This is a genomic window from Marinobacter aromaticivorans (assembly GCF_002806975.1).
Taxonomy (GTDB): Bacteria; Pseudomonadota; Gammaproteobacteria; order Pseudomonadales; family Oleiphilaceae; genus Marinobacter; species Marinobacter aromaticivorans.
This window is the reverse complement of record NZ_NIHD01000018.1, coordinates 31,624-53,417: the sequence shown is the minus strand read 5'-3', so window position 1 is coordinate 53,417 and position 21,794 is coordinate 31,624. Positions and strand designations below refer to the sequence as shown.

Here is a 21,794-nt window from a genome sequence, read left to right as displayed (position 1 = left end):
CGCGCCCTACCCGGCAACGACGTTGCCGAAGGACTTGATGCTTTCGAGGACCGGCGCAAGCCGGCTTTTAAGTGCTGAGGAAGAACCATGGATTTCATACTGAACGACGAACAACGCTTGATTTACGAATACGGCGGCCAGTTGGCGCAAAAATTTGACAACGCTTACTGGCTACGGCACGCGCGCAAGCATGAATTCCCCAAGGACATGTTCCAACAAATTGCCGATGATGGATTTCTCGGCATCATGGTGCCCGAAGAATATGGCGGCGCCGGGCTTGGCATGACCGAAATGGCCCTGTTCATGGAAGGCACTGCCAATCACGGCATACCGCTTTTGATGATGGTGGTCGGCCCGACCATGTCGCTAGCCCATATCGCCCATCACGGAACCGAGTTTCAAAAGAAAGAGCTTCTTCCGGCTGCCTGCCGTGGCGATATCCAGTTCTGTTTTGCGATCACCGAGCCGGGCGCCGGATCCAACACGATGAAAACCACGACACTCGCAAAGCGCCGGGGCAACCGGTTCAGCCTGTCGGGGGAAAAGACCTTCATTACTGGCGCCGAGGTGTCGGACTACTGTCTGGTGGTAGCTCGGACCAAACCGCACACAGAGGTCAGCCGCAAGACCGACGGATTCACCCTGTTTGCTGTGGACATGAAGAAAAAGGGCGTTGAAAAACAGCGGGTGAAGATCTCGATCCCTCTCCCTGAAGAACAGTGGACCTTGTTTTTCGATGAGGTGGATCTGGGCCCCGAGGATGTGGTCGGCGAGGTGGACGAAGGGTTCTCGATCCTGTTCGATAGCCTCAACCCCGAGCGCATCATTCTGGCCGCACTGTGCTGCGGAATCGGCCGTTTTGCGCTGAACAAGGGTGTGGCCTACGCGTCCGAGCGCAATGTCTTCGGCCAGCCCATCGGCGCGCATCAGGGCGTTCAGCACCCGATGGCTAAGGCGCACACAGCGGTCGAGATGGCCAGCCTGATGACCCATCGGGCGGCATGGGAGTTTGATAACAAACTGTCTGCTGGTGCCTCGTCGAACATGGCGAAATACGCAGCGGCCGAAGCGGGGATCGAGGCTGTGGACGCCGCGCTCCAGGCGCATGGCGGATCGGGCTTTACCGAGGATACGGGGCTTTACGAGATGTATCCGTTGGTGCGGCTACTGCGCACCGCGCCCGTAAACCGCGAGCTGTGCCTTAGTTTCATCGGCGAAAAGGTCATGGGCTTGCCACGATCTTATTGATATTGATCGCCGACTTAGCATGGAGGACAGTATATGCTATTTGGAATGCGCTTCCGGCGGCAAGATGCGGCCGCCAAGGTGAACGACCCCTTCTGGCACGAGATTGAGGGCACGCCTCTCGACGAAGTGCACCGCATTCAGGAGGAGCGGCTGCGCGAGCAGATGGACTATCTCAAGGCGAACTCGACGTTCTACCAGGATAAATTTGCTGCAGCAGGTGTGAGGTTCGAGGAAATCCGCACGATCGAAGATCTGCAGAAACTGCCCTTTACCCATAAGACCGAGATCCGCGAAAGCCTCGCTGCGGAACCACCCTTTGGCAAGCATCGGGCCGCGCCGGTGGCGGACATCATCCAAATGCAGGCCTCATCAGGCACGACGGGTAGCCCGTCCTATGTCGCGCTCACCGAACCCGACGCCGAAATGTGGCACGAGATGACAGCGCGCTGCTTTTTCGCCAACGGCGTGCGGCCGGGCGACATGGTGCTGCACGCATTTTCGCTGGCAAAGGGATTCGTCGGCGGCATCCCGGTGATGCAGGGGCTGCAATACATGGGCGGGATCGACGTGCCAGTCGGGGCAGATGGTGGCGCGGAACGGCTGCTCAGGGCCTGTGCCGACACTCGCCCGCGCTGCGTGGTCGGCGCACCCAACTTCGTTCTACATCTGGCCGAAAAGGCACCCGAAGTGCTTGGTTGCAAGGCCAGTGAACTGGGCATTGAGCGAGTGATTGTCGGTGGCGAACCGGGTGGTGGCATTCCGGCGATCCGCGCCAAGATCGAAGAGGCCTGGGGCGCAAAATGCGCCGAGATGATGGGTGGCACCGATCTGGGCGTGACCTACTGGGCCGAATGCGACGCACGGTCGGGGATGCATATGGTCAACATGGACTATATCATCACCGAGCTGCTCGACCCCGAAAGCGGCCGGATCATTCCCTGGGAGAAAGGCGCCGAGGGCGAGATGGTCTACACCGCGATCGGCCGGCAGGCGAGCCCGCTCGTGCGGTTCCAATCGGGCGATTATATCGAGGTCATCGACACCGAGTGCTCCTGCGGGCGCACCGGTCCCAAGATCCGTTGCACGGGGCGGACTGACGACATGCTGATCGTGCGCGGGGCCAATGTCTTCCCTTCCGCGATAAACAGCGTGATCACCGAAATGGTACCCGAAACAAATGGTGTCATGCGAATCGTGGCGGATTTCGAAGGCCACACCACGCAAGGCGCGTTGAAGGTGATCGTCGAACGCGGTCCTGGTCGCGATCCGGCGGATGATAACACCCTAAAGAAGAGGATCGAGCAGCGCTTACGCGACTCCCTAGTGTTCAAGGCCGATGTTCATCTGGTGGCCCCCGACACCTTCGAGAAACCCGGCGCCGCCAAGGTTGCCTTCGTCCTCAGAGAGTACCCCGACCTGCCATGACTAGAATGAAATCCCTACTCGACACCGGATCCGACGACTTCCGGGAAAACGACACATGTTACCGGGAAAAAGTCGGCGAACTGCATGCCCTTCGGCGACAGCAACGCCTCGGCGGCCCCGAGAGGGCGCGGAAACGCCACGAGAAGAATAACAAGATTCTTCCGCGCGAGCGGGTCGAGAGGCTAATCGATCCGGGCACACCGTTCCTGGAGCTCGGCGAGCTTGCCGGGCTCAACAAATATGATAGCGTTCCGCCGGGTGCCGGCATCATCACCGGAATCGGTGTGATCGAGGGGCGCCAGTGCATGATCATCGCCAATGACGCCACGGTCAAAGGCGGCACCTATTTTGGCATGACCTGCCGCAAGCACGTTCGGGCGCAGAAAGTCGCCTGGAAGAACAGGCTGCCGGTGATAACCCTAGTCGATTCCGGGGGCGCTTTTTTGCCGGATCAGGAGAATATCTTCCCGGACGAAGGTCAGTTCGGCTCGATCTTCCACCACCAGGTCGGCATGTCCGGCGATGGCGTGCCGCAGATCGCCGTGGTCATGGGCCCCTGCACTGCAGGTGGTGCCTATATTCCCGCGCTCTGCGACGAGGTGGTAATCGTGCGCGGTCAGGGCTTCATGTATCTGGGCGGGCCGGAACTGACCTTCGCGGCGACCGGCGAAAAAGTCGATGCCGAGACGCTGGGCGGCGGCAAGATGCACTCCTCGGTTTCGGGTGTGACCGACCACCTCGCCGAGGATGACGCGCACGCGCTGGCCATCACCCGCGAAATCGTCAGACACCTGGGCGAAAAGCCTCTGCCTCGCAAGACGCCGAAGCCACCACTCCCCCCGGCCTACCCGGTGGAAGAGATCTACGGCATCGTCAGCCGTGACCCCAAGGTGCCGACTGACAACCGCGAGATCGTCGCACGTCTGCTGGACGACAGCGATTTTCACGAGTTCAAGCCGCTTTACGGCGACACCATGATGACCGGCTGGGGCCGCATCCATGGCCATGAAGTTGGCATTCTCGCCAATACCGGCGTGCTCTTCGTCGAGGCCGCGCTGAAGGCCACGCATTTCATCAATCTCTGCGTCCAGCGCGATATCCCGCTGCTGTTCCTGGCGGATGTGAACGGTTTCATGGTCGGCCGGGAGGTCGAGCAGATGGGCATCGCCAAGGCCGGCGCGAAAATGATCACCGCCATGTCCTCGGCACGAGTGCCGAAGTTCACGATCATCACCGGCGGCTCCTACGGCGCGGGGTACCTGGCCATGCTCGGCCGTCCGTTCCAACCGGACGCAATGTTCGCCTGGCCTACGGGGCGATCGGCAATCATGGGACCCGAACAGGCCGCCAGCGTGCTGGCCCAGGTCCGTGCCCAGATCAATGAACGCGACGGCAAAAGCTGGACGCCCGAGGAGGAGGAAGCCTTCAAGGCCCCCATCCGTAAGGAATACGAGAATTTCCAGGGCGCCTACAATTTCGCCTCGAACCTTTGGATCGATAGTGTGATCGAACCATGCGAAACCCGCGATGTCATGGCGCTCCTGCTGGACGTGACTTCACGCAGGCCCAGAGACAAAACCCATTTCGGCGTGTTCAGGATGTGAGGGGCCAGCCATGAAAATAAAAACACTTCTCATCGCCAATCGCGGCGAAATCGCCTGCCGGATTGCGCGCACCGCGCGGGCCTGCGGCATCACACCCATCGGGGTCCATTCCGATGCCGACAGCAACGCCTTGCATGTCCGGGAGATCGGCCAATCTATCCGCCTGGGTGCTGGTCCCGCATCCGAGAGTTACCTGAAGGTCGATGCCGTCATCGCTGCCGCCAGATCCGTCGGCGCCGATGCGATCCATCCTGGCTACGGCTTTCTGGCCGAAAACCCCAATTTTGCCCGTGCGGTCGAGGCTTCCGGGATGATCTTCATGGGGCCGACGCCCGAAACGCTGGAGCGCTTCGGCGACAAGGCCAGCGCTAAGGCGGCAGCGGTTACCGCCAGCGTTCCAGTGATCCCGGGCACGGAAGGTGCGCAGTCCGACCCTCAGAAAATTGCCGCCGCAGTACGCGAAATGGGTCTGCCGGTGCTGCTCAAGGCGGTCGGTGGCGGCGGCGGGCGCGGGCAGCGGCTTGTGACAGAGGCGGCCACGCTGGAGGAGGACATCGAAGGTGCGCTGCGCGAGGCGAAATCCACCTTCGGCTCGGAGGGCGTTCTGCTGGAACGTTTCCTGCCAGAGGCGCGCCATGTCGAAGTGCAGATCGCGGGCGACGGCAAGGGGCATGTGGTACACTTGTTCGAACGCGACTGTACGCTCCAGCGCCGGCACCAAAAGGTCATCGAAGAGGCCCCTGCCTGGGGTCTGCCGCGTGCGCTTCTGGACAAAATCGGGCAAGACGCGGTGCGACTGGGCGAGACGCTCGACTATCGCGGCCTGGGCACGGTGGAGTTCCTGGTTGCGGGGGACGAATATTACTTTCTCGAGGTTAACCCCCGGATCCAGGTGGAACACCCCGTCACCGAGGCGATCACCGGCCTGGACCTAGTCTCGCTTCACCTGCGCATTGCCGAAGGTGCGGGCCTTGGTTTCACGCAGGGGAATCTGAAGATCACCGGTCACGCGGTCGAGGCACGGCTTTACGCCGAAGACCCGGCGATGCAATTCGCCCCCTCGACGGGCACGCTGACCACACTGAGCCTGCCCGATGGGTTACGCATCGACAGCGGCGTTAAAGAAGGCGACACGGTCACGCCCTATTACGATCCCATGATCGCCAAGCTGGTCGTTCACGCGCCCGACCGCGAAACGGCATTGGCACGGCTGGCGACGGCTCTGGACCATGTTGCGGTGGAGGGCGTGCAAACCAACCGTGCCTTCCTGTCGGCGCTGGCGCGGAACCCGGAATTCGCGCAGATGCAGGTTCATACGCGCTGGATCGACGGTCGTATCGACGTGTTGACGCAGCCACGCACCCTGTCCCGTCCCGAGCTCTGGAAGGCGGCCGCCGCCATTCTCTTCGTGGCAACGCCACGCCGCGATACAGATGCCGACCCCTGGACCAATCGCAACACCTTCACTGGCTGGCGCCTCGGTCTCGGGGACGACGTGCTCGAAGCGGGACAACGCGTGTCGCTCACGGACTCTGCAGGCATATCCGAGGAATTATGCGTCGGCCCCGTCAAACCCGGAGACCGGTACACCGTCCTGTCGGAAAACTACGATGCAATGACACTGGCGGCGCGTGAAATCACGGCGGGCCGCTGGTGCCTGAGCGAGGGCGATACTGTCCTTTTGATCGACGCACGGCGGCACGCCGGGGTGATCGAGATGGATACACCCGAGGGCCGCCTGATCTTCCATCCGGCCGCTCCGCTGGATTTCGTCGGCGGCGATGCTGCGGCGGATCGCGCTGTGGCCTCTCCGCTGACCGGGGTGATCGTCGAGATCAACGTGACTGAGGGTCAGTCCGTGGCCGAAGGCGACGTGGTCGCGGTCATGGAATCCATGAAACTTGAAATCTCGATCCGCACTGCCGCAGCCGGTATCGCCAGCAATATATCCGTCTCGAAAGGGGACATGGTCGATCGCGGCCAGGTCATAGCCGAGATCCTGCAATACGAGGAGTGATGAAATGAGCGACTTTCCAAAATTCGTCGAATTTCGTGAGGAAGGCCCGCGCGAGGGTTTTCAGATCGAAAAGAAGATTTATCCTATCGAACAGCGAGTCGAACTGATCGACATGCTCAGCGAGACCGGGTTGAAACGCATTCAGGTCGGCAGCTTTGTCAGCCCGAAATACGTGCCTCAGATGGCCGACACCGGGGAGCTGTTCCAGCGTATCAACCGTAAACCCGGCGTCAAATACACCTCGCTCTGGCTGAACGACAAGGGCTTCCGAAAAGCGATGGCCGCGCATGAGGTCGATATCGACCCGCGTCTGCTGTTCTACCCTTCCGAGGCTTTTGCCCGATCAAATAACAACTGTTCATCCGCCGAAATGCGCGAGAGACAGCGCGACTGGGTCCGGCTTTACAAGGAAGAAGGCTACACGGTTGACGCCGCCTATGTGATGACGGCTTTTGGCTGTAACCTGGACGGCCCCATTCCGCAAGAACGCATCCTCGACGATTTCCGCTTTATCCTGCAACTTTGCGAGGAAGAGCAGATTCCTGTTCCCGTCCTCGTGATGGCCGACACAATGGGCTGGGGCAATCCTGAAGCGGTCAAACGCATGATCGGCGCCCTGCGCGAAATGGCCCCCGACGCGCGGATCGGCATGCACATTCATGACACGCGCGGGCTTGGCGTCGCTAATCTGTATGCCGCGCTGTCGATGGGAGTGGATATGTTCGAGGGCTCTGTCGCCGGGCTTGGCGGCTGTCCGTTCGCGGGTCACGGCCATGCCCGCGCCGCCGGCAATGTCTGCACCGAAGACGCGGTTTTTCTGTGCCACGAGCTTGGCATCGATACCGGGATTGACCTGGACAAGCTGATCGAAGCGGCGCTAAAGGCCGAAGAGATCATCGGCGCACCGCTTATGGGACGGGTCATGCATACCGGCGGTCTCGACAAATTCCGCAAGACAAAATGAGGCGCATTAATAACGCGGGGCAGCGTCTCCTGCCAGACGGGCGGGGCGGCAGGACTGGCCACCAGCGTCCTGTCGCCACCCTCGTCCTGTCTGTCGATAGGTAAGCAATGGCCGGCTTGTCGGGGTCCGGTTATTTGTCGAAACCCCATTCAGCTCGTTCGAGGATGGTTCTAGCCATTGCAATGACCGGGGCATCGACCATCTGGCCATCTACCTTGAACGCCCCGCCACCAGATCGGGCGACCTCCATGACCTTGCGGGCCCATTCAACCTGATCGGGGTCCGGCGAAAATCCGGCTTGCACCGGAGCAATCTGCTGGGGGTGGATGCACAGCATGCCGCCAAACCCCATATTACGGGCCCGGCGCGCACGGGAGAGCACTGCTTCCTCGTCATCGAAAACCGGGAAAACAGTGTCAATGGGTGCCAGCAATCCAGCTGCGCGGGAACTGACCAGCAGCTGATAACGGCACTGATCCATAACCATCTCTGCGGCGCCGGTATTAACTTCGAGGCCGAGGTCATCGCTGAGGTCCAGACCACCGTAGCTCAGTCGCTCAACCTCTGGCACCGCGGCGATTTCGTTGAGGGCAACCAGACCACGTGCTGATTCGATCAGAGGGATGATGCTCTTCCCGGCCCCAGCGACAACCCGGACATCCTCCGCTGATTCGGCCTTTGGCAACATAATGCCGACGACATTGGCGTGGCGTGCACACAGTGCCAGATCCGCCTCGAAGCCCGCAGTGCCCCGGGCATTGATACGCACGAAGATCAGTGCCCCATCGTGGCCACGAAGGAACGCATCCAGAGAGTCGCGCGCGGAGTCCTTGGCAGCCGCAGGAACCGCGTCCTCCAGGTCCACAATGACCGCACCGGCATCGCTTGCGATCGCCTTGGGGATGCGCTCCGGTCGGGAGGCCGGCACGAAGAGCATGGTTTTCAAATCTCTGCCTATCATGGTCAGGTTCCTGTTTTCAGTGTTGCGTTGGCGTCAGATCACGCCATCACGTTCAAATTGGTCGATTCGGTCGGGAGAGTAGCCAAGCTGCTGGAGAATGGCGGCCTTGTGCTCGCCGACGGCTGGCACGCCGGAGACCGCTTCCGGAAAATAGAGTCCAGGGGCCTTCAGTGCAGGTATCGACCCCACCGGAGTTGCCACATCGAGCCAACGATCTCGGGCCGTCAGCTGCGGATGGTGCCAGACATGGGCCATGTCGTTGACTACAGCATTGGCAATACCCGCCTTATCCAGACGGCAGATCACCTCCTCCAGCGTCATTCCCGCAAAGACTTCGGCGATACGTGCGGCAAGCTCCTCCCGGTTTTCCGACCGTCGGGGGTTATCGCGGTAACGCGGGTCCTGCGCCAGCTCCGGGTATTTCAGCACCTGTTCACAGAACGCCCGCCACTCGCGGTCGTTCTGCAACCCCAACATCACCGTTTTGCCATCCCCGACTGGAAACGAGCCGTAGGGGTAAATGGTGGCATGGGAAGCACCCGCTCTCGCCGGGGGTTGTGCCCCATCATAACTGTAATACAGGGGGTAGCCCATCCACTCCACCAGACTCTCCAGCATGGAAACGTCAATGTGAGCTCCTTCTTCCGTCCGCGCGCGCAGTAACAACGCCGACAGAATGGCGTTGCTGGCATACATCCCGGCAGCAATGTCCGCCACCGAGCAACCCGCTTTCACCATGCCACCGGCATCCGGCGTTCCGGTTACTGAGAGGAAGCCGCTCTCGCTCTGGATCAGCAAGTCATAGGCCTTCTTGTCCTGATAGGGGCCACCCTCACCATAACCGGAAATGTCGCAGACAATCAGCTGGGGGTATTGTTGGTGCAGCTGTTCAAATGACAGCCCCATACGAGCAGTGGCGCCGGGCGCGAGGTTTTGCACCAGGATGTCGGCTTCAGCCAGCAACCGGTGAAGAATTTCCTGAGCCGCTGCGCTTTTCAGGTTCAGTGTCAGGCTTTCCTTGGAGCGGTTCACCCACACAAAATGGGAGGACAGTCCGTTGACCCGGTCATCGTAAGCCCGGGCGAAATCACCAGTGCCAGGACGCTCAACCTTGATCACCCGCGCACCCTGCTCCGCCAACTGGCGGGTACACAAAGGCGCGGCAATAGCCTGCTCCAGCGCAATGACCGTTACCCCTTTCAACGGAAGGGGTTTATCATTTTTTTCTGTCACAGCAAGGTTCCCAGAGCTGTCAGATGTCAGAACGACCGGGGCAGCTCCAGCAGATGCTCGGCCACGTAGGACAGGATCAGGTTAGTGGAAATGGGCGCCACCTGGTACAGACGGGTTTCCCGGAACTTCCGCTCCACATCGTATTCATTGGCGAAACCAAACCCGCCATGAGTCTGCAAACACACGTTAGCAGCTTCCCAGGATGCCTCCGCCGCGAGATACTTGGCCATATTGGCGCTGGCACCGGCGTTGCGGCCACTGTCGTATTCCTCACAGGCACGCCAGCGCATCAGATCGGCCGCCTCGACATTGATGTGGGCCTTGGCGATGGGGAACTGAATGCCCTGATTCTTGCCGATTGGTCGGCCGAACACCTCCCGTTCACTGGCGTACTTGCGCGCCTTGTCAATGAACCAGCGACCGTCACCGATGCACTCGGCGGCAATCAGTGCACGTTCGGCATTGAGGCCATCCAGAATATAACGAAAGCCTTTACCTTCCTCTCCAATCAGGTTCTCGGCAGGGATTTCCAGGTTATCGAAGAACAGCTCATTGGTTTCGTGGTTCACCATGTTGGCAATCGGCTGAACCGTCAGCCCATTACCGATAGCATCATGCAGATCCACAATAAAGATCGACATGCCATCGGCCTTACGCTGAACCTCTGCCAGCGGTGTGGTGCGGGCCAGCAGGATCATCAGGTCAGAATGCTGGATGCGGGAGATCCAGACTTTCTGGCCATTCACCACGTACTTGTCGCCCTGACGCACTGCTGTAGTCTTTATTTTGGTGGTATCAGTACCGGTGGTCGGCTCTGTTACCCCCATGGACTGCAGACGCAATTCGCCCGCCGCAATTCTTGGCAGATACTCCTGCTTTTGTGCCTCGCTACCGTGACGCAGCAGCGTAAACATGTTGTACATCTGACCATGGACTGTACCGGAGTTGCCGCCAGCCAGATTGATCTCTTCCAGAATGACTGAAGCCTCAGACACACCAAGACCGGACCCTCCATATTCCTCGGGAATCATCGCGGCCAACCAGCCTGCCCGAGTCATTGCCTCAACAAACTCCTCAGGAAAGGCTTTGCGCTCATCCACGCCACGCCAATAGGCCGCATCGAACTCGGCACACAGGCCACGGACACCCTCACGAATATCCTCATACTTCTGCAGGGATGGACTATTCATCTACCTCTTCTCCTCGAATTCAAGTTCTGCTTCGTGACCCGGGCCGTCTTCGTTAGCGGCCCAGAGTAGTGCCTTGCCTTCATCGGCCAGTCGCCCTTCAACCCGGAACGATTTGTTAACGGTTAAGGGCCGCAACCCTCTATATGAGAGGCGCACTGGCCGCAGATCCGGATTAGAATCGACAAAGGCCTGTACCATTAGCGTCGCAATTAGTGGGCCATGGACAACCAGGTCCAGATAGCCCTCTTCCCTGGTGGTATAGGGGTGATCGTAATGGATCCGGTGGCCATTGAAGGTGACTGCGGAATAGCGGAACAACAACAACGGAGATGGCTTTACCGGCTGACTCCACTGGGCTTCAGCAACCGGCTTGTCCAGCGACAGCCTAGGCGCTGCCGGCGCCTTATAGACAATATCCTGCTCCTCGCTCAAGCACAGCTCACCATTCTGGCGGTACTCATGCTCCACCGTGACGAACAGCAACTTGCCGGAGCGACCATTTTTTTCATTGACCGCCTTGATGCGGGACTCGCGCTGCGCCGGCTGACCGATGATCAGTGGCTGATGGAACTGAACGCGGCCACCGGCCCACATCCGGGTATTACCCTCAGATTTCGGCAGAAAGCCGCCCGGAGCAATATGACCATCCGGCCCTGTCTCGGAAGGTGGTACCGGAATCTGGAAAAACGCCCAGTGCCATAATGGCTCAAGGATATCACCTTCCTGAGACAAAGGGCGGTCCAACATCGCCGCAATACGACCCGCATGCGAGGGATCAAGGCGATCCCGGCAGGACTCCTTCTTGCCAATCCAGTCTTCGGGAGAGCGCGACATCATGGATCCTCTATCAATCTTTATTCTGGTTTTTGAACAATAGTAAGAATGCCGGTATATAAGACTGAAGAGAATTCGTTTTTCCACAAGGGTGCGTTTGGTTTCCATGAACACCCCCATGGTTTAGACTGAGCGTCTCTTTGTTAGCCTGCTGACTATCCAAACCATGCACTTTGACATTCCTGATCTTCGCCTGTTTATTCATGTTGCCGAAGCCAATAGCCTGACCGGTGGTGCTCGTCGAGTAAGCCTTTCCACCGCGGCGGCCAGCATGCGAATCAAATCTTTGGAAGGACAGCTTGGCAGCCGACTGTTCTACCGGGACAGTCAGGGCGTTGAACTGACCCCTGCCGGCCATGATCTGCTGGTCCATGCCCGCGCCATCATGCGCCAGGTGGATTACATCAGGGATGAGTTTTCCCGGTATGCGGAAGGGAAATCAGGCCATTTACGCATCTTCGCCAACACCACGGCGGTGAGTGACTTCATGCCGGACGTGCTGGCCCGTTTTCTGGTCAACCGCCCGGGTGTGACCATTGACCTGCAGGAACGGCTGACCCACGACATCATTCGCGGGGTGGTGGACGGCTCAACCGACCTCGGCGTTGTCGCCGGCCCGGTGAACGCGAACAAAAAGCTCGAGATCATTCCATTCAGCGTTGACCGACTGGTGGTGGTCGCCCCGAAAGGCCACGAGCTGGCTACACGCCAGACCCTCTCCTTCCGGGAAACCCTGGAATACCCCCATATCGGTTTGCGAGAAGGCAGCACCCTGTTCGATTTCCTCAAGGACCAGGCCAGCGAAACCGGCTCGACCCTGCAGATGCGGATCCAGGTGTTCGGCTTCGAGTCGGCCTGCCGGATGGTCAGCCGCGGTGTCGGAATCGGCATCCTGCCCCGCTCCATCGCCCGCCGCTATACCGATTTTCTCGACATCGTAACCATCTACCTGGAAGACGACTGGGCGGAACGGGAGCGCAGCCTGATCGTCCGCGAACTGGATGCCTTGCCCAGATGTGGTAAGGAGCTGGTGGAGGAAATACGTTCGCAGATCAGCCTGACGACCCCAGACTGATCATCAGGGAAGTACACCGTCTACACCGTAGCAATCAAGTCTTCAACCGAAACCTGTCTTAGTCCCTTGCCAAATGCTCCCACACCGGTGCGCACCGGAGTAACAATAGCTGCTCGTCGTTGTTGCATGATGGCACCTCTAGAGTTCTGTTCGTCAGGTAAAGAGTCCGCGCTTCAGCCTCACTCAGTGCGCTTGGATTCAGATTATCTGCTCTGCAACTCTTGGCGAATAAGAAATACATTTCCGGCATACTTTTAATAGAAAATATGCTTTTCCCACGCAGTTCTTAAATTGTTATCGTCACTGTAATAACGACTTCAAGAGCACCCCGGAGAACTTTATGGTCATAACCAAACCCAGTGTGCCTGTGATCGATGCCATCACCTCTCGGCGCTCAGTCAGAGGTTATCTGCCCGATCCGGTACCTGCCGGGACGCTTGAACAGGTATTTGAAATAGCCCAGCAGGCACCTTCAAACTGCAACACTCAGCCGTGGAAGGTGTATGTTGCCTCCGGCGAGGTGAAAGACCGGCTGCGGGACCAGTTCCTGGAACGGCTGGACCAGGGCGTGGCAGGCCAACCGGATTTTTCCTACGTATCTACCTTCGAGGGAGAATACCGCCAACGTCAAGTGGATTGTGCGGTCGCGCTTTATAACGAGATGGGGATTGCCCGGAATGACAAACCCGGCAGACTCCGGGCCGTCCGCCGCAATTTCGAGCTGTTCGATGCCCCGCACATCGCCTTCCTGGGCATGGATCGCAACTTCGGTGCAACCATCTCGCTGGACGTGGGCATCTATGCCCAGACCCTCATGCTGACCATGCATGCCTTTGGCATCAGCAGCTGCGCCATGGGCAGCATGCGAACCTATCCGGATCTGGTGCGGGAAGCGTTCGGGCTCGACGACAGCACCGGCATTCTGCTGGGTATCAGTTTTGGTTATGAAGACCCCGACGTGGATGCCAATCGTACGCGGACCGTGCGCGAGCCGCTGGCCAACTCGGTCGTTTTCCGGGGCTGACAAGCTGCTGCATAGCCCGCCACTGCAGGACCCGGCCCCCGCCGGGCTATTTCTGGGAAAACCAACAAGCAGGCTGTTTTGGGACCGTGCTCCGGGCATCACCAATTCTTCAGGACCGGGAAAACTGCCCCGGACGCCGCTCTCTGACCGCCGCCAGGCCCTCTCTGTGGTCAGCCGTTTCAGCCAACCACGCCTGTTCGGCGAATTCGTGCTCAAGCCTGGCCTGCAACTCTTCCGCCAGACCCTGACGCAGCGTCGCCCGGGTCGACTCCACCGCCAGGGGCGCACACCGGGCAATTTCGGTGGCTAGCGCTATCGCCTCGTCACGAACCCTGTCCGACGGGACCAGCTTGTCACCAAGGCCATACTCCAGAGCTTCCTCGCCTTTGATCCGCCGACCGGTGAGCAGCATTAACTGCGCCTGCTGCTGGCCGATAAGCCGCGGAAGGGCCAGGCTGATTCCAAACCCCGGATGGATACCAAGCTGGACAAAGTTGGCGGCAAAGCGTGTTTCGGGGCAGACGATCCGGAAATCCGGTACCAGTGACAACCCCAGGCCTCCACCGATGGCTGCACCTTGAATAGCACCCACCACCGGTTTTCGACAATGGAACAATCTCGCAGCGGCCCTATACAGAGTGATCGCGCTGTTATCGCTTTCAGGCTTGAACAGGTCACCCCCGCTGGAAGAAAAATCCGCACCCGCACAGAAAGCCTTACCTCTCGCAGCCAACACAATGGCACGGCAATGATCCTTTTGGTCCAGAGTCTCAAAAGTCTCAGCGAGATGCTCAATCAGCGTTACATTAAAAAAGTTCAGCGGCGGACGGCAAATCTCCACAAGCGCTACATGCTCATGCCACTCAACAATCACATCCTCAAAGGTTTTCATGGTCTCTCCCGATCATGTTATTGGGACACAAGATCCCAGGTACCGCCATCGCCGTGGTTGCTGCCATGGGAGCTGATCCCGGAGGCAACCGCCATTCCCAGACGCCCGGACCAGTAAAATTCCGGGCCAAACTCCTCTCGCCAGCTCCAGACTCTCCGGCTGTATTGCTGCAGCGGGTATTCAAAGCTGAACCCCATGGCACCATGCGCCTGATGCGCATTCCGGGTTACCCTGCCTGCCGCCTCGGAAGCCACTATCTTGGCAGTTGCCAACGGCAGCAGCATATCGGAATCCCCGCTGAACGGAACAGGGTGAGCGGATAGTTTCCGCACAGCCTGCTCCACCGCCGCACCGGTCAGGGCACTCTCCCCGACAATATCGGCTATCTTGTGCTGAATAGCCTGAAACTTGCCCAGGGGGCGGCCAAACTGGTGACGCTCCCTGACATAGCCCACCGTCAAATCCGTAATCTTTTCCAGTGCCCCGGCAATCTGGCAGGCACGGACCAAAGCACAGAACTGCTTCAGACCATCCACCGTCATGCCATCAACAGGTGCGGACAGCTGGCTCGGAATTGCCGAATCGAAAATAATCCGGGATCTCGCCTCACCGGCGAGGCTTTCATGATGCTCCATGTCGATCGCAGAAGGGGCAAAGGTGGCGATCCTGACCACTTCCTTTTCCAGTACCGGCACTACAACCACCGTGGCTCCCGGGGCACCGGAGGCTGCCTCCACCACCCCGCTGACTTCCCCCTGTAACAAAGACGGCACCTCATGCCCATCGAAAGCCATTGCTGCCCAGCAGCCGGCGCTGACCGAAAGCCCGCTTTTTGCCAGCAACAGGTTGGCTACCAGGGTATCAGCCAGTGGCACCGGCAAGGCAAAGCTGGCGGCCTGGCGGATCAGGTTGAAGCCAAGAGCCAACGAACCACCAACACCACCGGCGGCCTCTGGTACCCAGGCCAGGGTCAGACCTGACTCAAAAATGGCCTGCCACAGCCGATCGGGTGTTTCGCAATTTTCCGCGCGATTAACAGTCTCTGCGTCGCACTGATCCGCAAACAGGCGATGGGCGGTATCAAGAATAAGCTGATCTGTCTGTTCCATATCGCCTCCGGTGATGACTCCCTTTGGGCCACGCAATCAGTTCAGTCCCACACCTCGGGCGATGATGCCCCGGAGTACCTCGTTGGTGCCCCCCCGCAGGGTAAAGGAGGGCTGGCGCAGCAGGCTATCCGACATCAGGGACTGGAACTCGTCACCATAGCCCTGTTTCATCTGTATCGGCCAAAACTCCCGAAGGCGCTCGATAATGTCCTGCTCCAGCCGGGTGCCCAGGTCCTTGACCAGTGCCGCCTCTATTTCCGGGGAATGTCCCTGGTCGAGTAGTGCCGCGACACCGAGGGACATAGCGCGCAATGCACGGATGCGGGCGAGAATGCTGCCGAAAACTGCAGCCTGGTGTCCGTTCATTCCGGCAGCGCTATGCTGCATCGCCTTTTCCAGTACAATAAAGGTGCTCAGAAAACGCTCCGGTCCCGAACGCTCCAGCGCAAGTTCGCTCGTGACCTGCTTCCAGCCTTCGCCAACCGCGCCCAGTACGGCATCGTCCGGGACGAAGGCACTTTCGAAGTGAGTCTCGTTGAAATGCTCGACCCCGCTCATGTCACGAATTCCCCGCACCGTCACCCCCGGCGAATCCAGCGGGACGAGAAACTGCGTCAGGCCTGCATGGCGCTTGTCCGGGTCGCGCTCACCGGTGCGAGCCAGTACCGTCATGTATTGACAGTGCCGGGCCCCCGATGACCACAACTTGGTGCCCGTGATTTCCCATCCACCCTCTACTCTGGCGGCACGGGTACGCACGGACGCAAGGTCGGAGCCGGATTCCGGTTCACTGAGGCCAAGCGCTATAAAACATTTTCCGGCAGCAATCTGCGGTAAAATGTTGCGTTTCATGTCTTCTGTACCTTTCGCCAGAATAAGCGGCCCGCTCTGGCGATCTGCAATCCAGTGAGCGTGCACGGGAGCGCCTGCCACTAACAGCTCTTCGGTGATCGCATAGCGATGGAGAGCGCTCAGGTCACGCCCGCCATACTGCCGGGGCCACGTAACTCCGATCCAGCCCTTCTGGCCCAGCTTCCGACTGAAGTCCGGGTCTACACCGGCACACCAGCAGTCTGTAACCGGAATAAAGCCACCACTGCGAACTTCCTCCTTCAGAAAAGCGCGCACTTCCTTACGAAGCTCATCGACACTTTCATCGATTTCAGGAGCAGGAAAACTGAACCGGACACTTTCCACAATGAGCCCCCTTTTAAATGGTTAGCCTGATTATCATTTGTTTGAACTGGCCACGATTTTCTCATCGAAAAGCCGGGCTATCTCGCCTGAAGACAGGCCGAGAGTGTCTGCCAGGATTTCCTCGGTGTGTTCACCAAGTTCTGGCGCGGGCCGTACCGAATCCCGGTCCACGGAGGTAAAGCGCAATGGATGGCCAGGCATCAGGTATTCCCCGATTCCGGGCTGCCCGACCATCTGGAACAATGGGTTATCCACGGAGCAGTCGATATCCTTCTCAACAACTTCCCGGACAGTCTGATACTTACCCCAGCAGGCACCGGCATTGTCCAGTTCCGTGGCCACCTGCTCGAACCGGCGAGCGGCAAACCAGGGGCGGAATATGTCAGTGATACCATCCCGGCCTTTGTAACGGTCGCCCTCTTTTCGGAAGTCGAGGCTCAGGCGCTGCTCCAAGGCCGCAATCTCTGGCCCGGTACCTGTCACGTCTACCAGCGCCCGCCACTGGTTCGGACTCACACCGACAACCATCACGCGCTCACCATCCTGGCACTCAAAGTCATGACCGTAGGTGCCGAAGATGTTATTGCCGATCGCTTCCCTCTCCTCGTCATTGATCATCACCTCGGCGATATAACCGAGGTTACCGAGAGTGGCCAGTGCAACATCCGCCAGCGCTATCCGCACCAGTTGCCCTTGCCCGGTCCGGCTACGATGACGCTCAGCCGCCAGCAGCCCCAGGGCGATCTGTTGCCCCGTGATCACATCCCAGGCGGGCAACGGATTGTTCAGCGGAGGAATCTTCCCACTCTTACCGTTGCCGGTCAGTGACGGGAAACCCACCTTACAGTTAACCGTATAATCAAGTGCCCCGCGACCGTGACGGTCCCCCACAAGATTCAGATAAATCAGGTCTTCCCGGTACTCCTTCAAGCGTTCGTAAGCCATCCACCCCCTGGCCGGGAAATTGGTCAGGAACAGTCCGGCCTCGTCCCCCGGCTGGGTAATCAGCCGTGTCAGCAGTTCCTGGCCTTCAGGCCGCCGGAAGTCCACAGCAATGGAGCGTTTGCCCTTGTTAAGGCTGTGCCAGTACAGGCTCTTGTTATCCGCGGTCACCGGCCAGCGCCGGTAATCGATGCCGCCACCGATGGGGTCAAAACGAATAACGTCCGCACCCAGTTGCGCCAGCGTCATCCCACCGGAAGGCGCGGCCACAAAAGCACTTCCCTCAACGACTCGAAGGCCTGAAAGAATATTCTGCATGAAGCTTGAATCCTGGCTGTAGAAAAATTGCAGTCACCGGGCCACTTTCCTGGCGACCGGACAAATCATCAGCTGACCTCAGCGTAACCGTTATTGACCACCACCAGGTCGCGCCCGGTCACCCGGCAACGGAATGCCACTTCATTACCATTACGCCAGATTTCCGTGCGAATGGTCTCACCCGGATATACAGGCGCGGAGAACCGCAAACGAATCCGCTGTAAGCGGGCCGGATCGTAATCACATTGTGTTTTCAGAATGGCGTGCGTGGCCACACCGAAAGTGCACAGCCCGTGCAGAATCGGAGCTTTGAACCCGGCGGCTCGCGCCACTGCCGGGGAGGCGTGCAGCGGGTTATAGTCGCCGGAAAGTCGGTAGATCAGTGCCGACATGGGCAAGGTCGGGAGGTCGCAGACCAGATCCGGCTCACGCTCCGGAATGGGGTCCGGCTTCGGAGACGCAACTGAAGGGCCACCAAAGCCCCCGTCGCCCCGGGCCATGGTGGTGGTGATCAGGGTACAGAGGTCTTCACCCGTTGCAGTGTCCCTGACGGTACGCTCAGACAGAATCAGCGCCCCTTTGCCCTCACCCTTGTCAATGATTTCGTTGATTTTAGTGGTAGCTTCAACCGTGCCGGATACGGGCAGCGGTTTGTGCATGATCATTTCCTGGCCGGCATGCAGAATCTTCACCCAGTCGATCCCGGTATCCGGCTCCTTCGCCCAGAAACCGGGATAGGCCAGTACGTTGGCCATGCTGGGCATCGCCTTCAGGCCATCTTCGTAGACGAATTTCAGGCAGTCTTCATCGAGGGGATCGATACCCATGCCCACACCAAGCGCGTAAAGGATGGTGTCCTTTTCGGTGTAGGTGTGTTCGAGACGCTCGAACTTGCGATTCATCAGCTTATCGTAATCGATGGCCACCGGGGCGCTCCTTTATTGTGACTGTCCGGGCGGTACAGGTGTCCGGCCCTGCAGGGCCGGATCAATTCTGCAGTGTCAGAGCGGGATCAGAACGGGTCCCAGCTGAATACGTCTGCAGAGCGGCTCAGCGGATAGAAGTCCGCTTCGAAGGCCGGCAGTACGCGGCTCAGTACCGTCTCCGGAGTCCAGCCCTCGGATGTGTGGGCAGAACGGAACGGACGCGGCTGGCTGAACAGGAAGATTTCGTTGTTACGCACGCCGAAGATCTGCCCGCTAACGTTCTTTGCCTGGTCGCTGCACAGGGACACCGCCAGGGTGGCTATTTTGTCCGGGGTCATCTTCTGGATCTTTGCAACCCGGGCTTTCTGTTCCTCACTGTCAGTAGGAATGCTGCCGATCAGCCGGCTCCAGGCGAATGGTGCGATGCAGTTGGAGGTTACTCCGAAGCGCTGCATATCCAGGGCCATGGACTTGGACAGACCAACGATACCCATCTTTGCCGCCGCGTAGTTGGCCTGGCCGAAGTTACCAATCAGGCCGGAAGTGGAGGTCATGTTGACAAAGGTGCCGCTGCCCTGCTCCCGGAAGATGGGAGCTGCAGCACGGCTGACATTGAAAGTACCTTTCAGGTGCACTGCCAGTACTGCGTCAAAATCTTCCTCGGTCATTTTGTGGAAGATCACATCACGCAGATTACCCGCGTTGTTGATGACACCATCGATGCGGCCGAAATGATCAATGGCAGACTGCACGATCTTCTGACCGCCTTCCCAGGAAGTCACGCTGTCAAAGCTGGCGACCGCATCGCCCCCAGCCGCCTTGATCTCATCGACCACTTCCTGTGCGGGGGTGGCATCAGTGCCAGAGCCGTCTGCGCTGCCACCAATGTCGTTAACCACAACCCTGGCGCCACTTTCTGCCAGCATCAGTGCGGTGGCACGGCCGATACCACGACCGGCACCGGTAACTATGATGACCTTGCCTGCCAGCAGTTTTTTATCGCTCATGACACCCTCCTACAGGTCTCTTGTTGTCCGCTCTCTGTCTGGCTTTTGGCAGTCCAGAACTGCCGTTCATTCGATTCTGGCGTGACCACCGTTCAGGCATTGGCCACCAGGTTTCTTGCAATCACTTTGAGTGCCAGGGTTTCCTCGGCACCTTCGAAAATCGACAGCACACGGGCATCGACGAAATAACGACTCACTGCAGTTTCTTCGGCATACCCCATACCGCCATGAATCTGCATGGCTTCGCGGGTTACCCACTCCGCTGCGCGACAACTGAACAGCTTGACCAGGCTCGCTTCCATCTGGCCGGCGCCCTCGTCCATCATCCGTGCAACGGCATAGCTGAACTGTCGGGATGCGGTCAGCGTGGCCATGATGCGGCCAAGCTTCACCTGGGTAAGCTGGTAGTCACCGACCGGGTTGCCAAAGACTTTGCGCTCACGGGAGTAGCTCAACGCCTTCTCGAAGGCCGCCTGCATGACACCCGTGGCCCGGGCCGCAGTCTGGATACGACCACCCGCAAAACCTGCCATGGTGAAATAGAAACCCTTGCCACGGCCGTTCTCCTCTCCAATCAGGCAATCGGCGGGCACAAAGTAGTCCTCGAAAAACACGTCATAGGAATGCATGCCACGGTAGCCCAGGGTGGCAATTGCCTTGCCCTGAATCACCCCGCCCTCGGGTTGCTGATGACGGAACTCATGACCCGTGGCAGCCGGTTTCTCGACCAGAAACAGACTCAGCCCTTTATGTCCCAGTGCAGGGTCCTTTTCGGTACGGGCCATTGCCAACAGCAGGCTGGCCTTGCCAGCGAACGTGCACCACGTCTTGCTGCCGTTAAGCACCCAGCCGCCTTCGACTGGAGTCGCTTTCAACCCCAGTGATGCCACGTCCGACCCGAAGTTCGGTTCGGTAATTGCAATGGCGCACAACTTCTCGCCGGAGGCGATCTGCGGCAGCCAGGTTTCCTGCTGGGCAACAGTGCCCCCCTGCAACAACGCCTTGGCCGCGATTTCCGGACGGGTAATCAATGAACCTGCGGCGCCCAATGACGCCTTGGAGAGTTCTTCGGTCACCACGATCATGCCCAGGCTGTCGTCTCGATCATCCGGTTGCAGGCCACCAAAGCGCTCCGGAATACTGATTCCGAAACATCCCAGCTCCGCCGCCTGCTTTAGGATTTCATCCGGGATATCCAGATCGTGGCGGTGTATCTTCTCCGCAAGCGGGTCGACAACATCGGCACCGAAGCGAGCAAACATGTCGCGAACCATTTCCTTGTCGTCACTGAGCAGGGTAGGCAGGCGACTGCTACCACGGTCGGCTACAGCCGAGCCGATGCCAGCCAGAAACTCCGCGCTGCCGTACTGGGCACGCAGGACGCTGATGGCACTGTCGTCAAACAGGGCAGACAGTTCCACAACATCCAGACCCAGATCTGTGGCACGGGCCAGCAAACGCTGGAGTGCCGAGGTGACGGCTTCTGAGCTAAAGCCAAGTGCAGCGTCCGTGGCAAGGCTATCGTCATCGCCGACTTTTCGGGCGTAAACGCAGACCTCCCTTGCCGCGGCCAGTTCAGCTGTGCAGAAGGCCAATTCGTAACAACTCAATTGATGCTTATCCAGCAAGTCGCCATCAAGCTTGCCATCGACGATACTGAAGGTTTTGAGATTCTTCAGTCCACGACGGACAAACTGATCAACTGTGTTGATACTGCTGTCTGCAAGTCCCAGGGCTACGGCTCGTTCACCGACACTCATGCGAAACCTTCCTGACTCAATGTATTAGGGCAAACTACCCGGGACAGCCAACTCTGGACTGTCCCGGC

The 21,794-nt window shown here is 59.1% G+C and carries 18 protein-coding genes; 7 read left to right on the top strand and 11 right to left on the bottom strand.

Annotation, left to right across the window (positions count from 1 at the left end; all coding sequences use genetic code 11):
- Positions 1-87: 87 nt before the first annotated feature.
- Genes CDH48_RS17645 through CDH48_RS17625 form a run of 5 tightly spaced genes read left to right on the top strand, consistent with a single transcriptional unit; the run spans position 88 to position 7,258 of the window.
- Positions 88-1,248 (top strand): acyl-CoA dehydrogenase family protein, encoded by a 1,161-nt coding sequence (locus CDH48_RS17645; protein ID WP_062363169.1) that lies wholly within the window; start codon positions 88-90, stop codon positions 1,246-1,248.
- Between the two features lie 33 nt (positions 1,249-1,281).
- On the top strand, positions 1,282-2,673 hold the full coding sequence (locus tag CDH48_RS17640; protein ID WP_100690035.1) for a phenylacetate--CoA ligase family protein: 1,392 nt from the start codon (positions 1,282-1,284) through the stop codon (positions 2,671-2,673).
- Complete coding sequence (locus tag CDH48_RS17635; RefSeq protein WP_100690034.1) at positions 2,670-4,277, top strand: acyl-CoA carboxylase subunit beta; 1,608 nt, start codon at positions 2,670-2,672, stop codon at positions 4,275-4,277. The genes CDH48_RS17640 and CDH48_RS17635 overlap by 4 nt, the downstream gene beginning before the upstream one ends.
- A gap of 10 nt (positions 4,278-4,287) precedes the next feature.
- Positions 4,288-6,294: an acetyl/propionyl/methylcrotonyl-CoA carboxylase subunit alpha gene (locus CDH48_RS17630; RefSeq protein WP_100690033.1), complete on the top strand. Its 2,007-nt coding sequence runs from the start codon at positions 4,288-4,290 to the stop codon at positions 6,292-6,294.
- 4 nt (positions 6,295-6,298) lie between these two features.
- The gene (locus CDH48_RS17625; RefSeq protein WP_062363157.1) at positions 6,299-7,258 is read left to right on the top strand and encodes a hydroxymethylglutaryl-CoA lyase; all 960 of its coding nucleotides are present in this window, start codon (positions 6,299-6,301) and stop codon (positions 7,256-7,258) included.
- A gap of 130 nt (positions 7,259-7,388) precedes the next feature.
- On the opposite strand, the gene CDH48_RS17620 is transcribed toward CDH48_RS17625, so the two are convergent.
- The 4 genes from CDH48_RS17620 to CDH48_RS17605 are packed head-to-tail and all read right to left on the bottom strand — an operon-like array spanning position 7,389 to position 11,479.
- Positions 7,389-8,219, bottom strand: a complete 831-nt coding sequence (locus CDH48_RS17620; RefSeq protein WP_062363156.1) for an HpcH/HpaI aldolase/citrate lyase family protein — start codon at positions 8,217-8,219, stop codon at positions 7,389-7,391.
- Between the two features lie 33 nt (positions 8,220-8,252).
- Complete coding sequence (locus tag CDH48_RS17615; protein ID WP_100690032.1) at positions 8,253-9,452, bottom strand: CaiB/BaiF CoA transferase family protein; 1,200 nt, start codon at positions 9,450-9,452, stop codon at positions 8,253-8,255.
- 26 nt (positions 9,453-9,478) lie between these two features.
- A complete protein-coding gene (locus CDH48_RS17610; protein ID WP_062363137.1) occupies positions 9,479-10,642 on the bottom strand; it encodes an acyl-CoA dehydrogenase family protein in 1,164 nt (387 codons plus the stop codon).
- Positions 10,643-11,479, bottom strand: a complete 837-nt coding sequence (locus CDH48_RS17605) for an FAS1-like dehydratase domain-containing protein (protein WP_100690037.1) — start codon at positions 11,477-11,479, stop codon at positions 10,643-10,645. It lies immediately after the preceding gene.
- Positions 11,480-11,642: 163 nt separating this feature from the next.
- Between CDH48_RS17605 and CDH48_RS17600 the strand changes: the two genes are divergently transcribed.
- Together CDH48_RS17600 and CDH48_RS17595 are read left to right on the top strand one after the other, a co-directional pair.
- Positions 11,643-12,551: a LysR family transcriptional regulator gene (locus tag CDH48_RS17600; RefSeq protein ID WP_100690031.1), complete on the top strand. Its 909-nt coding sequence runs from the start codon at positions 11,643-11,645 to the stop codon at positions 12,549-12,551.
- 340 nt (positions 12,552-12,891) lie between these two features.
- Positions 12,892-13,575, top strand: a complete 684-nt coding sequence (locus tag CDH48_RS17595) for a nitroreductase (protein WP_100690030.1) — start codon at positions 12,892-12,894, stop codon at positions 13,573-13,575.
- A 109-nt stretch (positions 13,576-13,684) separates the two neighbouring features.
- Here CDH48_RS17595 and CDH48_RS17590 read toward each other — a convergent pair whose 3' ends face one another.
- The 7 genes from CDH48_RS17590 to CDH48_RS17560 all read right to left on the bottom strand — a co-directional run bounded on the left by CDH48_RS17590 (position 13,685) and on the right by CDH48_RS17560 (position 21,726).
- Positions 13,685-14,467 carry an enoyl-CoA hydratase/isomerase family protein gene (locus CDH48_RS17590; protein WP_100690029.1) on the bottom strand — a complete coding sequence of 261 codons (783 nt, stop codon included), beginning with the start codon at positions 14,465-14,467 and terminating at the stop codon, positions 13,685-13,687.
- A gap of 17 nt (positions 14,468-14,484) precedes the next feature.
- Entirely contained in the window at positions 14,485-15,576 is a 1,092-nt protein-coding gene (locus tag CDH48_RS17585; RefSeq protein WP_062362674.1) for an acyl-CoA dehydrogenase family protein, read from the bottom strand.
- Positions 15,577-15,612: 36 nt separating this feature from the next.
- The gene (locus CDH48_RS17580) at positions 15,613-16,773 is read right to left on the bottom strand and encodes an acyl-CoA dehydrogenase family protein (protein ID WP_062362671.1); all 1,161 of its coding nucleotides are present in this window, start codon (positions 16,771-16,773) and stop codon (positions 15,613-15,615) included.
- A 33-nt stretch (positions 16,774-16,806) separates the two neighbouring features.
- Positions 16,807-18,033 (bottom strand): CoA transferase, encoded by a 1,227-nt coding sequence (locus CDH48_RS17575; RefSeq protein ID WP_062362668.1) that lies wholly within the window; start codon positions 18,031-18,033, stop codon positions 16,807-16,809.
- 68 nt (positions 18,034-18,101) lie between these two features.
- On the bottom strand, positions 18,102-18,959 hold the full coding sequence (locus tag CDH48_RS17570) for a MaoC/PaaZ C-terminal domain-containing protein (RefSeq protein ID WP_062362665.1): 858 nt from the start codon (positions 18,957-18,959) through the stop codon (positions 18,102-18,104).
- 86 nt (positions 18,960-19,045) lie between these two features.
- A complete protein-coding gene (locus CDH48_RS17565) occupies positions 19,046-19,966 on the bottom strand; it encodes an SDR family NAD(P)-dependent oxidoreductase (RefSeq protein ID WP_100690027.1) in 921 nt (306 codons plus the stop codon).
- A gap of 92 nt (positions 19,967-20,058) precedes the next feature.
- Entirely contained in the window at positions 20,059-21,726 is a 1,668-nt protein-coding gene (locus CDH48_RS17560) for an acyl-CoA dehydrogenase family protein (protein WP_062362658.1), read from the bottom strand.
- Positions 21,727-21,794: the final 68 nt, after the last annotated feature.

What these genes read in the sequence shown, in the direction of transcription:
- CDH48_RS17645 (WP_062363169.1), top strand. Translation starts at nt 88, where the DNA reads ATGGATTTCATACTGAACGACGAACAACGCTTGATTTACGAATACGGC.
- CDH48_RS17640 (WP_100690035.1), top strand. Translation starts at nt 1,282, where the DNA reads ATGCTATTTGGAATGCGCTTCCGGCGGCAAGATGCGGCCGCCAAGGTG.
- CDH48_RS17635 (WP_100690034.1), top strand. Translation starts at nt 2,670, where the DNA reads ATGACTAGAATGAAATCCCTACTCGACACCGGATCCGACGACTTCCGG.
- CDH48_RS17630 (WP_100690033.1), top strand. Translation starts at nt 4,288, where the DNA reads ATGAAAATAAAAACACTTCTCATCGCCAATCGCGGCGAAATCGCCTGC.
- CDH48_RS17625 (WP_062363157.1), top strand. Translation starts at nt 6,299, where the DNA reads ATGAGCGACTTTCCAAAATTCGTCGAATTTCGTGAGGAAGGCCCGCGC.
- CDH48_RS17620 (WP_062363156.1), bottom strand. Translation starts at nt 8,219, where the DNA reads ATGATAGGCAGAGATTTGAAAACCATGCTCTTCGTGCCGGCCTCCCGA.
- CDH48_RS17610 (WP_062363137.1), bottom strand. Translation starts at nt 10,642, where the DNA reads ATGAATAGTCCATCCCTGCAGAAGTATGAGGATATTCGTGAGGGTGTC.
- CDH48_RS17605 (WP_100690037.1), bottom strand. Translation starts at nt 11,479, where the DNA reads ATGATGTCGCGCTCTCCCGAAGACTGGATTGGCAAGAAGGAGTCCTGC.
- CDH48_RS17600 (WP_100690031.1), top strand. Translation starts at nt 11,643, where the DNA reads ATGCACTTTGACATTCCTGATCTTCGCCTGTTTATTCATGTTGCCGAA.
- CDH48_RS17595 (WP_100690030.1), top strand. Translation starts at nt 12,892, where the DNA reads ATGGTCATAACCAAACCCAGTGTGCCTGTGATCGATGCCATCACCTCT.
- CDH48_RS17590 (WP_100690029.1), bottom strand. Translation starts at nt 14,467, where the DNA reads ATGAAAACCTTTGAGGATGTGATTGTTGAGTGGCATGAGCATGTAGCG.
- CDH48_RS17585 (WP_062362674.1), bottom strand. Translation starts at nt 15,576, where the DNA reads ATGGAACAGACAGATCAGCTTATTCTTGATACCGCCCATCGCCTGTTT.
- CDH48_RS17575 (WP_062362668.1), bottom strand. Translation starts at nt 18,033, where the DNA reads ATGCAGAATATTCTTTCAGGCCTTCGAGTCGTTGAGGGAAGTGCTTTT.
- CDH48_RS17565 (WP_100690027.1), bottom strand. Translation starts at nt 19,966, where the DNA reads ATGAGCGATAAAAAACTGCTGGCAGGCAAGGTCATCATAGTTACCGGT.
- CDH48_RS17560 (WP_062362658.1), bottom strand. Translation starts at nt 21,726, where the DNA reads ATGAGTGTCGGTGAACGAGCCGTAGCCCTGGGACTTGCAGACAGCAGT.